At 49.0% G+C, this 12,541-nt stretch carries 13 protein-coding genes; 2 read left to right on the top strand and 11 right to left on the bottom strand.

Annotation, left to right across the window (positions count from 1 at the left end):
• Nucleotides 1-185: 185 nt before the first annotated feature.
• The 8 genes from zwf to D328_RS0114155 all read right to left on the bottom strand — a co-directional run bounded on the left by zwf (nucleotide 186) and on the right by D328_RS0114155 (nucleotide 6,576).
• Nucleotides 186-1,733: a glucose-6-phosphate dehydrogenase gene (gene zwf / locus D328_RS0114120; protein WP_018885679.1), complete on the bottom strand. Its 1,548-nt coding sequence runs from the start codon at nucleotides 1,731-1,733 to the stop codon at nucleotides 186-188.
• Nucleotides 1,734-1,895: 162 nt separating this feature from the next.
• Nucleotides 1,896-2,552 carry a response regulator gene (locus tag D328_RS0114125; protein WP_018885680.1) on the bottom strand — a complete coding sequence of 219 codons (657 nt, stop codon included), beginning with the start codon at nucleotides 2,550-2,552 and terminating at the stop codon, nucleotides 1,896-1,898.
• Nucleotides 2,542-3,609, bottom strand: a complete 1,068-nt coding sequence (locus D328_RS0114130; protein WP_018885681.1) for a sensor histidine kinase — start codon at nucleotides 3,607-3,609, stop codon at nucleotides 2,542-2,544. The genes D328_RS0114125 and D328_RS0114130 overlap by 11 nt, the downstream gene beginning before the upstream one ends.
• Before the next feature lie 17 nt (nucleotides 3,610-3,626).
• Nucleotides 3,627-4,274: a cell wall-active antibiotics response protein LiaF gene (gene liaF / locus D328_RS0114135; protein ID WP_018885682.1), complete on the bottom strand. Its 648-nt coding sequence runs from the start codon at nucleotides 4,272-4,274 to the stop codon at nucleotides 3,627-3,629.
• Nucleotides 4,275-4,422: 148 nt separating this feature from the next.
• Nucleotides 4,423-5,121, bottom strand: a complete 699-nt coding sequence (locus D328_RS0114140; protein WP_018885683.1) for a PspA/IM30 family protein — start codon at nucleotides 5,119-5,121, stop codon at nucleotides 4,423-4,425.
• A gap of 2 nt (nucleotides 5,122-5,123) precedes the next feature.
• Complete coding sequence (locus D328_RS0114145; RefSeq protein ID WP_018885684.1) at nucleotides 5,124-5,561, bottom strand: PspC domain-containing protein; 438 nt, start codon at nucleotides 5,559-5,561, stop codon at nucleotides 5,124-5,126.
• Nucleotides 5,562-5,568: 7 nt separating this feature from the next.
• A complete protein-coding gene (locus tag D328_RS0114150) occupies nucleotides 5,569-6,240 on the bottom strand; it encodes a PspA/IM30 family protein (RefSeq protein ID WP_018885685.1) in 672 nt (223 codons plus the stop codon).
• Nucleotides 6,241-6,264: 24 nt separating this feature from the next.
• Nucleotides 6,265-6,576: a LiaF transmembrane domain-containing protein gene (locus D328_RS0114155; RefSeq protein WP_025676927.1), complete on the bottom strand. Its 312-nt coding sequence runs from the start codon at nucleotides 6,574-6,576 to the stop codon at nucleotides 6,265-6,267.
• Nucleotides 6,577-6,981: 405 nt separating this feature from the next.
• Between D328_RS0114155 and D328_RS0114160 the strand changes: the two genes are divergently transcribed.
• The gene (locus tag D328_RS0114160) at nucleotides 6,982-8,742 is read left to right on the top strand and encodes a proline--tRNA ligase (RefSeq protein ID WP_018885687.1); all 1,761 of its coding nucleotides are present in this window, start codon (nucleotides 6,982-6,984) and stop codon (nucleotides 8,740-8,742) included.
• A gap of 206 nt (nucleotides 8,743-8,948) precedes the next feature.
• Here the strand turns inward: D328_RS0114160 and D328_RS0114165 are convergent, their stop codons facing one another.
• Together D328_RS0114165 and D328_RS0114170 are read right to left on the bottom strand one after the other, a co-directional pair.
• Nucleotides 8,949-9,239 carry a hypothetical protein gene (locus D328_RS0114165; protein WP_018885688.1) on the bottom strand — a complete coding sequence of 97 codons (291 nt, stop codon included), beginning with the start codon at nucleotides 9,237-9,239 and terminating at the stop codon, nucleotides 8,949-8,951.
• Between the two features lie 95 nt (nucleotides 9,240-9,334).
• Entirely contained in the window at nucleotides 9,335-10,795 is a 1,461-nt protein-coding gene (locus D328_RS0114170; protein WP_018885689.1) for a lipase family protein, read from the bottom strand.
• Nucleotides 10,796-11,013: 218 nt separating this feature from the next.
• Between D328_RS0114170 and D328_RS29135 the strand changes: the two genes are divergently transcribed.
• Entirely contained in the window at nucleotides 11,014-11,289 is a 276-nt protein-coding gene (locus tag D328_RS29135; protein WP_018885690.1) for a hypothetical protein, read from the top strand.
• Nucleotides 11,290-11,644: 355 nt separating this feature from the next.
• On the opposite strand, the gene D328_RS0114180 is transcribed toward D328_RS29135, so the two are convergent.
• The gene (locus D328_RS0114180) at nucleotides 11,645-12,541 is read right to left on the bottom strand and encodes a metal ABC transporter permease (protein ID WP_018885691.1); all 897 of its coding nucleotides are present in this window, start codon (nucleotides 12,539-12,541) and stop codon (nucleotides 11,645-11,647) included.

A 12,541-nucleotide genomic window follows, 5' to 3' on the forward strand; every position in this document is an offset into this window, starting at 1 on the left:
CATTATATATAACGGACTTAAGCAAATCCTAGTTATTATACCATATTTGCCACACAAATCATCCTCTAACGAACGCAAATCATCCCCACACGTTTATAACGTATGAGGATGATGGAAAGTACCCTCGCTCCCGAGAGACCTGCAATACCTTATGCACCTTGGATGCTAATGGTGCCTGTCTTAGACTAGCTCATGCGCCATACGACCCGGTCTTCGTCCTGACCGTTCACAGGCCACCAGTGATAGCCGTCCTTGCGGAGCAATTCGTCCGCTGCTTCAGGCCCCCACGAGCCTGCTGGATATTGCTCCAGGCTGTCTGGTGTCTCCTGCCATGCCTGTGCTATGCGGTCCACATAGGACCAGGCTGTCGCCACCTCATCCCAACGAGTGAAGTAGGTCGAGTCTCCTTCAGCCGCATCATGCAGCAGACGCTCATATGCCTCAGGAGAATTGATACCGATCATGCAGCTTTGGCAGAAATCCATAGCAAGCGGCTCAATCTCGGATTCCGAGCCTGGCTTCTTGGCATTGATTTTGATGTAGATGCCCTCCATCGGATTCACTCGAATGACGAGCAGGTTGGGCTCCAGATTATATTTTTGACCCAGATAGACCTTGTTTGGCGTGCTCTTGAACTCAACGACAACCTCCGTGGTCTTGACAGGTAGACGCTTGCCTGTACGCAGGTAAAAGGGCACGCCTGCCCAGCGGAAATTATCAACGAACACTTTTGCTGCAAAATACGTCTCGGTTGAGGATTCCGGATCGACTTTATCTTCCTGACGGTACCCCTTCAGTTGCTGACCGCGGTGCGTCCCCTCCGTGTATTGCCCGCGCACGACGTTGCTTCGCACATCGTCCGCCGATTCGAAGGGACGCAGCGAGCGCAGCACCTTCACCTTCTCGTCCCGAATATCCTCAGGCAGAAGGCGGCTTGGTGGCTCCATAGCAATCATGGTCAACATCTGCAGCATATGGTTCTGTCCCATATCACGCAGAGCACCGGAATGGTCGTAGTAGCCACCACGCTCCTCGACGCCAACCGTCTCCCCTAGTGTGATCTGTATATTAGCGATGTGCTTATTATTCCAAAGTGGCTCGAAGAATGCGTTACCGAACCGGATTACCTCAATGTTCTGAACCATTTCTTTCCCGAGGTAATGATCAATTCGATAGATCTCCTCTTCCTCAAATACCTGGCGGATCTCTTCGTTCAGCTTACGAGCAGATTCGAGGTTATAGCCGAACGGCTTCTCGATAACCAGACGATTCCAGCCGTTCCCATCTAGCATGCCACCTTGCTGAAGACTGTTCGACACACTGCCAAAGAGTTCTGGGGCCAATGCCAGGTAGAAGAGCCGATTGCCGGGAATACCGAACTTCGATTCCAGCCGTTCCGTCTGCTCACGCAGCTCACGGAAGCCATCAACATTGTTAATATCCAGCGACTTATATTCAAAATGCTCGGCGAATTGCTGCCACTGTTCATCATGATTAGCCTTGTAGCGGCAGAACTCCTGAATGGACTCGTAGAGGTCATTGCGGAACTCCTCGGGACTGCGGGGACGGCGTGCTACGCCAACAACGGCAAAATCCTCTGCCAGCTTGCCCTCCCGGTATAGACTATATATAGCAGGAAACAATTTGCGACGAGCCAGATCTCCCGTTGCCCCAAAAATAAAAAATACCGCGCCTGGTGTTTGCATCGTATCTTCTCTTAGGTTATCAGCCATGGCTTATTCTTTCCTTTTCTTGTTAAAGTATTGTGAAATGTAATTGGCTACAGTGTAGCATATTCCACATTCTTCATGCTATCTTGTGAGCTATAAGAATTGTTTATGGAATGAAAAAAACCGCAGACCACCATGCCTCCGGTTTTTCGCCTCATCTTATTATCATTCCGCCAGACCATTCTTGTATGCATAAATGGCTGCCTGTGTCCGATCCTCCACACCTAATTTGGACAGCAGATTCGTAATGTGGAACTTAACGGTCTTCACACCGATGATCAGATCATCCGCAATATCCTGATTGGATTTTCCCTGCGCAAGCAATCGTAGCACTTCCATCTCTCGCTCGGTAAGATCAGCATGCGCCGGAGCAGCCTCCTGAGGCTGACGGAAACGATCCATCATTTTGGAAGCTACCTGGGACTCCAGTACAGACTGTCCACGGGATGCCGCACGAATCGCGTCAGCGATCTCTCCAGCACGGGAGGTCTTGAGCAGATAGCTGAAGGCACCAGCTTCAATGACAGGATACATTTTCTCATCATCCAGATAGCTCGTCAGCACGATCACCTTGCACTGGGGTAGGATCTGGAGTACCCGTCGCGTCGTCTCAATGCCGTCCATTCCATCCATAACCAGATCCATCAGGATGACGTCAGGTTTATACTCCTCCGCCAGACGGATTCCTTCCTCACCACTGCCAGCTTCGCCAACAACCTCGATACCGTCCTCAGTCCCAAGTACAGCGGCCAGCCCGATCCGGACCATCTCGTGGTCATCCACTAGCAATACCTGAATCGGATGTTCATCTTCATTGGACATGCTCATTCCCTCCCTTAATCTCTTCATTCATCACTGGCACAGTCATCTCAATCCGCGTTCCTTTGCCAGGTGCCGTCACGAATTGGATGGCCCCTCCTACCTCGCTAATCCGTTCCTGCATGGTGGACAATCCATATGAAGCCTGCTTGCGCTCATCCAGCTCGAACCCAACACCATTGTCCCGGATCATGACCCGTATAGCGTCATCCCGCTCTTGAATGCGTATCTCCATGCGCGTAGCCTTGGCATGCCGCAGTGTGTTGGACATAGCCTCCTGTATAATACGGAACAAATGATTCTCGACGCCCTTGACCAGCCGGATGCTGCTATCCATCTCAAAGTCGATCTCCATGGGCACCTTGAGCTCCAATTCCTTCACAAGCTCCCTGAGTCCTTGCTCTAGATGCTTGCCCTCCAGATACACAGGTCGCAAATGCAGCAGCAATGCACGCATTTCAGACTGTGCTACGGCCGACATCTCCTCAATCAACGCGACCTGACGCTTGGCCTTGTCAAAATCCTTGTCTAATGTCCGCCCTACAGCTGTAGCCGTCATTGATATTGCGAATAGCTGCTGAGAGACGGCATCATGCAGCTCACGTGCCAGACGCTGTCTCTCTTCTACGATAGCTGATACTCTTGCCTGCTCAGCCAATTGGGCATTATTTGTAGATAAACGCTGCAGCGAGGATACCTGCTCCTCCCATTTACGGGCAATCCGCCCTAATTGCTCTCCTAGTCTGCCGATCTCATCCCGTCCTAGCTCCGGCAGCTCGCGGGAGGGACTCCCCTTCTCCCACATGAGCAGTGTCTCTCGCATCATCTCCAGCTTCCGCTTCACTCGATAGCTCTGGTAGAAGCCATAGCAGGCCCCGATCCCAATCAGGGGCAGAAGCATTGCAGCTGCGAGGTTCAGCAGATCCCGCCAAGTCGTAGATAAATCCAAATAACCATATGTATACAGCATATATAGCAGGGCTGATCCTAAAAATACACACAGGAGGATGCCTTCGCCCATACTGCGAGTAATCATGTTCGATGTTTTATGATCGTTCATTATAGGCCCCTCCTGTATTATATGAAATGAATGCGGACATCGCCTACAACATAAGACACGATGACCTTGACTTTGAATTCACATGTATCATAGTTGGGTGATCTCCAGGATACGCGATTGAGCGCCCCTGCATCCCGATCTCTTCCAAGCTGAATCTGTCCAAACATAACGAAGGCCTCAATCTCTACACCATAGTATTCTGGAATCCTGAACTCCACATCCCCTAGCACTCCTTGTGTGAAGAAGACCGTATCCCGCTCCTCTGGCAGTGCCAGAGACAAGTCTGCCTTCATTTCACCAATAACATGCCACACGCTCGTATCCTGCAAGGTCCAAGGAATCTCATCCCAGCGGTAGTTGGACATGAAGTTCTGCTTGAACAGTGCTGTCCCTTGAGGATGCAACTTGCGACTACGCCAATAGTATACTCCTAACGAAATAGCAATCAAGCCGAATACCAGCAGCAGATTATCCAATACAATCAGACCGCCGCCGACAGCCATAAAGGTATAGCCCTTCTTGATCTTTCCCTTGTGCAGCTTATATAGACCAAGCAAGATGAGCAAGAGTGCGACAATCGTGAAGAAGCCCATCCAACGACCTGTAAGTAGTAGAATCCCAATGACCATGACAGTAATCACCATCATTCGATTTCGTGTAAGCATGCCGCACCTCCTGTTCATCTCGTAGTATCCCTTGGTCTCTTGCAACAGAAAAGCCATTACGAGGCGACCTGCCCCGCATGGCTTCTCTCCATTCAATGCCTTAGGCCCATTCGCTTCAGCATATCATAGTGCACGTGGATCTGAATAGTTATTCCTTGGAATCAGTCTTAGGCTGCTCTGTTTTGTTCAGCTTGCTTCTCAGCTGCTCCAATTGCTCATCTACCTTGAAATTACGCTCTGCTTCAGCAGGGTTGGTGTACGTACCATTCGAACGATATGGGGCACGCATCACATCTGCTTCCGCCTCCATCTGCATGATTTTCTCTTCCATGCGATGGAATCCGAGCGAAGCACTTCCGCTCTCAATGGAGTGAACACTGCTGATGGAGTTCATTTGCTTTTTGGCATTAGCCATTTGGGCACGGGATACAAGCTCGTTGCGCTTGTTGCGCATTTTGTAGAATTCGTCCTTCATATCATGCAGTTGCTGTACAAGGTCTTTGACTTGCTCTTCTGCCTGATGATGCAATTCGCGGAATTCATCCTGCTTTTGGTTGAAGTAGATCTTCTCCTCAAGCAGCTTGCGGGCTACATCCTCCTGGCCATTACGCAGTGCTGCTTCAGCCTGGCGCTCACGCTCAGCTGCCATTCTGTCCGCTTCCTCCAGACGCTGCTTCATGCGACGCTCACTAGCCATTTGCTTCGCTACTGTAACTTCTGCCTCATGAATTTCAGATTCCATATCACGCAGGTATTGGTTCAACATAACGATTGGGTCTTCTACTTTATCCAAAATATCATTCACAGATGCTCTAGTCATATCCTTCATTCTTTTAAAGATTCCCATAATTAACGTTCTCCCTTCTCGTAGCTGGATAATTTTTTGCGCAGTTCTTCTATTTCCTTCTTCATAGCCTTCTTCTCTATATCCTCCATCATCGAATCCAGATCCGGGTTGCCTCCTTGAGAATAAGGCTGCTGGTTGGATTGGGGCGGCTTGTGAAAAGAATTGGATTGTCCGTATCCTCCACCGTTATATCCACCCTGGTTATAATTAGGCCCTTGCTGGTAGTTCATCCCGCCAAGTCCGTTATACGGACCGTAGGGTTCCTTCGGAATGACCATAGCAGCGATCAAGTAGATCAGAATCGTAAGACCGCTTGTCAGGAAAATGCTGATCACCAGCAAGATCCGAATCCATGTGGAATCAATACCGAATACGTTAGACAATCCACCGGCAATACCGGTAATCATTCGATCCGTTGTGGATCTGTACAACTTACTCATACCCGTTCTACTCCTTTCCTTGCTTGCCCAGTTTATCTTTCAGTCGGGCGAGCTCCTGCTCCAGAACCGAAGGCTGCCGGAGTCCATCCTGCGAATAAGCATTGTCTGAGCGTCTCAGGTCTCGTAAGGAATACGTCTCAGCTTCCATATCCGCAATTCGGTCAGCCAGTCGGTCGAACATACGCGGTACGTTGCGTCCGCCATATGTACTGACCCGTTCGTTCATTTGCCGCTGCAGGTTCAATGTCTGCATCCGTGCTACATAATATTGGCGCTTGCTGTATACAGCCTGGTATTCCGAGCGAAGCTCCTCCAGCTGCAGCTCCAATTCGCGAAGTGATTCACGGCTTTGTTCCCACAGCTCACTGTATTGCTCAGCCTTCTCTTCATAGAGAATCTTCTCCTGCAGGGCCAGCTTAGCTACATGCTCCTCCTCTGCCTTGATAGCGAGCATGGCTTGCTCCTCTCGCTTGAGCTTCATCGTCACAGCCTGATCCATCTGCTGCTTCATTTGCCGGGTATGGCCTGCATATTGCTGATGCAAGCGCTCAGCCTGCTCAATATCCTTGCGAGTATTATATAGAAATTGATCGATCATACGGACGGGATCTTGGCTCTGCTCCAGATTTTCATTCAAGGTAGCTACCGTAATGTCCCGCATTCGACGAAATACACTCATTCTCATATGCTCCTTTCACTGGGCTCAGTAATGTCTGCGCCGATTCTTCAACATGTTAATTCCAAAGAAGATCAATGCGATTGCGAGCAGCGGCCCGATCAACCAGGACAGCTTGCCGAGTAGAATCAACAGACCGATGATCAGAATTATCCAACCTGCTACGGTATTGCCTCTCTTCACGCCGTAGTAGCCAAGTGCAACCATCGCTACTGGGATTAGATATCCCATCAATTCTCTTACCAGATGTCCAAACACAGGGGTGAAGCTGCTCAGCAACATCAGGGAACCTACGACAATCAGTATAATCGCCAGACTATTTCCTTTATTCCATCTCATTGCTTTATCACCGCCTTTCTTGATATGCATCCTTATTGTATCTTTACGATACGGGTTCAGTTCCGGTTGCTTGTGTATGTCTCAACCTTATGTCCTTATTCTAGAGAAAATTTCGATTTTTCAAAACGGACCGTGGACGGTTTTTGAACCTAGACTCAGGTCGGGGATCGCGCAGGACTTCAGACGGTACACGGCCTGGCTGGTGCAGAACACCACTATTCAAGCTGGCATAAATGGGGGATTCATCAAGTCCAAGAATGGAATACATCCGGTGCTCTCATAGCTTGCCGATGCGAGAATCTTCCTTTGAAGCAGGAATGAAATATGCTTTAATAGATGTAATTCTTCATCTAGAATATTCCAATTGACGAAACGAATACATAACTATCCGAGGAGTGATCCGTTTTGCGCCAGCAGCATCTTCTTATTCCTACTCTTAGAGAAGCTCCGACTGAAGCCGAGGTTATGAGTCATCAGCTCCTTGTACGAGCTGGATTGATCAGACAAGTCGCAGCAGGAATATACACCTATCTGCCCCTTGGGCTCAGGGTGCTACATAAGGTCGCTCAGATTATCAGACAGGAAATGGATGCAGCGGGAGCTCAGGAGATTCTAATGCCGGCCCTGCAGCCTGCGGAGCTGTGGCACAGCTCTGGTAGATATGGAGATTATGGACCGGAGCTTATGCGGCTTCAGGATCGTCATCAGCGTGAATTTGCACTCGGACCTACACACGAAGAAGTCGTGACCGTCCTGGCCGCGGACGAAATATCCTCCTATCGTAAATTACCTGTCATCCTGTATCAGATTCAGACCAAATTCCGTGATGAGCGCAGACCACGCTTTGGACTCATGCGGGGCCGGGAATTCATGATGAAGGATGCTTACTCCTTTGACGCTGATTGGGAGAGTCTTAATGAATCCTATTGGAGGATGTATAAGGCGTATACTCACATTTTCGAACGGCTTGGCTTGAACTTCCGAGCCGTCGAAGCGGATGCCGGTACGATTGGTGGCGAGGACGAGACTCATGAATTCATGGCGCTCGCCAAGATCGGGGAAGATACGATTGTGTCCTGCTCCTCCTGTGACTATGCAGCCAATCTGGAGAAGGCCACTGCAAGCAGCCAACAAGCGGAAAGGCCGGAAGGGTTGGGAGAATCCATCCATGTTGCTTCTGACGAGCCTGCAAGTAATCCGACAGCTAATCAGGTGGAGGCCATAGCGCGCATTCATACCCCAGGTATCAAGTCAATTGCTGAATTGACAGCATTCACAGGTGTAGCTCCTCAGCTAATCATCAAAACCTTAATTTACAAAGCTGACCAGCAATACATAGCTGTGCTGATCCGTGGCGATCATGAAGTGAATGAGCTGAAGTTGAAAAGTGTACTGAATTGCCATGAGCTGGAGCTGGCTGAGCACACTCAGCTGAATGCCACAACTGGGATACCCATCGGATTTGCTGGCCCTGTGGGACTGAATCTCCCCTTGCTTGTAGACCATGAGGTCGCCTTGTTGAGTCAAGCCATAGCCGGGGCTAATACCGTGGATTATCACTATGCTCATGTAGTGCCTGGGCGAGACTTTGCTCTTGATCGCGTGCATGATCTGCGTAATGTTCACGAAGGAGATCGATGCCCACATTGCGGGAAAGCTCTTGAATTTGATAAAGGAATTGAGATCGGACACGTCTTCAAGCTAGGAACCAAATACAGCGAACAACTCGGGGCCCGCTATCTGGATACAACAGGGAAAGAACAACCATTTATCATGGGATGCTACGGCATTGGCGTCTCACGAATTTTGTCCGCTGTAGTAGAGCAAAGCCATGATGAGCATGGTATCATCTGGCCCGTGAGCATCGCTCCTTTTCAGGTGCACATTATCCCTGTCTCTAGCGCTGATCATGCACAGCAGGAGCTAGCCGCTGAATTGTACCAGCAGCTACAACAGCAGGGCCTGGAGGTTCTATTGGACGACAGAGACGAACGCCCGGGCGTCAAATTTAAAGATGCCGATCTCATCGGAATTCCCGTCCGCATCACAGTTGGCAAACGAGCAGGGGAAGGCATTGTGGAGATAAAGAGACGAACACAGGTGGAAGCGGCTCATGTCGAGGTTAAGGAGATCGAAACGACAGTCAGAGCGCTTCTTTCGATATAAATAGATAAAATGATAATCGGCACTGGAGCTTGTTATATCATTCTCGTTGTATAAATAGTAGGTTTGCGTGCAAAAATCGGGTCAACAAGCAGAAAGCGGCTAATCTTCATCTCTGGAGATTGCCGCTTTCTACATCATCTATATCCAATTTCTGCATCTCATAATCCTTCAACGCGCCTCTTACAAGAGACATGCCTGAAGGTAGCTTATTGCGCCTGACGCTGTCTTCTTTCCTCGCGATCCGCCGCTTCCATCTTGCGTATATAGCTCTCAAGCTCCGCCTTATGAGACTCTAGCTCCTGCATTCGGGCGGATGCTCCCTGTACGAATGCCTCCATTTTACGGGACAGCTCAAGTGCCGATTCCCCTCTCCATTCCTGTAAACGGGTGTAGATACTCCGCATCTGCTGCTCCTGCTGCTGCAATCTCTGCCTTAATTGTTCACACTGCTGGACTGCTCTTCTAAGATCGGATAAAGATACGGATATTCTGCTCATGTCTTATGCCCCCTGTACATGCTGCTTCAACATTTTGTCACCCAAGACTCGCTGTTAAATTCATCAAGCTGCTCATGGTTTCCTTACAGCCAGACTCACTGGTCAATAGCAATAAACTCCTCACCCTTACGGTCAATGTACTCTGCAATCTCTAGGATGGACTCCTGATACCAACGATTGATACGCTGCAGTGTCGCTGTAGCATTATAGGCGATTGGCGTCAGAGACTGACTCTCGCTTGTGCCGATCTGGGCCTGAAATAGCTGGATGGACGCTTGTGTATCATTCGCGAACCCGTCCAGGCTTCCCCGCATCTGCTTGGCTGCATGGCGCAGCTCCTCCGGTGTTAGTTGAATGGTCCCGCCATCTTTTCGTCCAATGAAATACGCTCCTGCTTGAGCTGCCAGATTTCCGTGCAGATGCGCAGCCAGGCCTGCTGCTGCCAATTGTCCACCTGCTCCGGCCTGTGGCCCATATCGCCCCAGAAGATCCCCTACAGCTTCCTGGAACACTGCTCTTGCAGCTATCCTGTCCTCATAAGCCTGCCTACGTGGATTACCATTCACAGGCTGCCCATCCATCGTGAACAGCTTGTTGCTAATGTCGCCTGTACCTCGTTCAAATGTGAAGTTGTCCATTTTATGAGGCGCATCTTCTCCAATAATGGAAGACAAGAATTTTTTTAAGGGTCCCTGACGAACCTTGGGCAGATTCTCTGGATCAAACGCCTTATGCGCATTCTCTGGCCCCAATATTAGACTGGCAATTTGCTGATCACGCAAAGAGGGATTCTTGAGCGAATTGGCAAGGGGATGGTCCACCTGGTTGGCTTCTTCAAAGGTGAAGTCAGTATAGTAGGTAGCACCTACATGTGGCTGAGGATCTCCAACACCTGAACCAATACCATCCGCTGGATGCACGTAGGCTACATTGGTTTTATTAAATTCTCCGGCCTTCGACCTCCTCTGCAGATCCTCAGGCAGTAAATGAACAATTCCAGGAGCATTGTAGCTCGCAGAGGATATACTGTTTCGCACAGCCACATATTCAGCTAAAGCACCTCCTAAAGAGTGCCCTGTCGTTGATATTTCAGACTTTGGGTACTGCTGCTGGACAACATCGTATAGATCCATAGCCTGCTTGAACTGATTATTATGTTCGTACTGAGCGTCATATTGTCTGATATGCTCTTGCATCGTTAGGGGCAGTTTTTTGATTTCCTCTGGATTCTCCTCCACATACTTATTCAGACCCTCTAGGTTCTTGACTCGACCGAATACCACATCATTAAGGTCGGTCTCATAGTCCACAAGCATGCTAAGCAAGGGACGATCGGGTGGTTCTGTTCCCCGGTAGCCGATGATTATCTGATTCGTCTTCTCATTATGAAACACCTCAGCGTCGAAGCCTGAGCCCTCTGTATCGTGAAGCAATGCCCCTTCTGGCCTCACTACTTTCCAGCCCGGCGGATTCTCCTGCTTCTGTCCAGGAGCAAGCGAGCGATCATAGACGCTATCTGATATAGTCCAATATGTTTTGTCATCAATGAAAGTCATGTATGTATCCCGCCTTGTCTATTTAGAAAATATATTATAAAGTTTCAAACAAGAGGTGCTTTCCAAAAAAGTAGTATTCTGCATAGTCCTTAATGCACGCCTCATCTTTTCAAGTCTTGGACGCAACATGCTGGCAAAGGAGAATCTACTTGAAACGAATTACTTTGGTCACCCTATCATTTATCATCATGGCAAGCTTGTTAGGAGGATGTTCCCACATGTCAAAGCAAGAAGAACAACAAATCTTAGATCAGGCCCTCGCAGCTGGAGTACAGCATATCAAACAGCACTACGACGCCGATTTTGTAATGAATAGTTACGAGATTGAGGATTCTGCGAATCGCTCAAGAGTGTTCCTTTATGGATATGTCACGGGCCACGAGGAAGAGAGCATTACCATCTCGTACAGCTTCATGCAACATGAGATTGTCAATGTGACTGGACCAGAATGGTTCATAGACAGCCGTCTGCCTGAAGATACGTCTGTCAATTAGGCACTTACTTAATTTCCAGTCTAAGGAAGTAGAATTATTATAATATAACTTCAGGTAAGAGGGTATGAAGCGCATGAAAAATGCGAAAAAGGTCTCAGTTTGCCTCACTGAGCAAGCCAAACCTCCCACTAAAGACTGAATACAATAGTCCGGATTGACCTCATATTCCTCATGGTCACCATTCCAAAATTACTAATAAGTGTTCATAAATGTACATTGGCTGAACCTTAAGCCGACAGACCCAAAAAAAAGCAGGGATACGATATCCCTGCTTTCATTATTTTCATAAAAAAATCATTAAAAAATCAATATAACGAATCAGGATGACGAATCAAATTAACGAGGCTGAACCTATTTAACCAGCGACATGCTGCTCCTTCGAGGTAGAAGTAGCAGGACGAATGAATCTAGACAGCAGGCCATGGGTTGGTGAGCATAAAAAACTAACCATGAATACAATTCCTGTCGCAAAAGCCATCGTACCTGAGATCGACGTATCCAGCCAGGTTGCCACATAATACCCCAGTACAGCTGAGATCACCCCGAAAGCCCCACTCAACACGAACATAATAGATAAGCGATCGGTCCACAGATAGGCAGCTGCAGCGGGGGTAATCAGCATGGCGACGACCATAATAGCTCCAACGGCATCAAAGGCTGCTACGGTCGTAACCGAGACAAGGGACATGAATACATAGTGCATCAGCACGACAGGAATCCCCAGACTAGCAGCCAGTGCAGGATCGAACGAAGTAATCTTCCATTCCTTATAGAAGGCCAAGATCACGACAACAACGATACACAGCACAATAGTCAGCAGAAGCACCGCCTCTGGAATCTCTCCCAGCCAAGGCACGGTTGTCTTTTCCCAAGGGATGAACGTGATCTCCCCCATCAGCGCATGCTTGATGTCCAAATGGGCATTCCCGACCTGTGTGGCAATCAGAACGACCCCGATCGCAAAAAGAGTTGTGAACACGACGCCAATCGATGCCTCCTGCTGTACCCCTCGCGAGTGAAACCACTGCACCAACACCGATGTCAGCAAGCCCGCAATCACCGCACCTATGAGCATATGCACACCACTTAGCTCACGTGTGACCATATAGGCGACCACAATTCCGAGCAGTACAGTATGGCTGATGGCATCCGCCATCATCGCCATTCTCCGTAATATCAAAAGGGTGCCAATGATTCCACAGGATAGGCCGACCAGGGATGACGTTAATAAAATCCAGCCTGCGTAGCTCAT

Source organism: Paenibacillus massiliensis 2301065 = DSM 16942 (genome assembly GCF_000377505.1).
GTDB lineage: Bacteria > Bacillota > Bacilli > Paenibacillales > Paenibacillaceae > Paenibacillus > Paenibacillus massiliensis.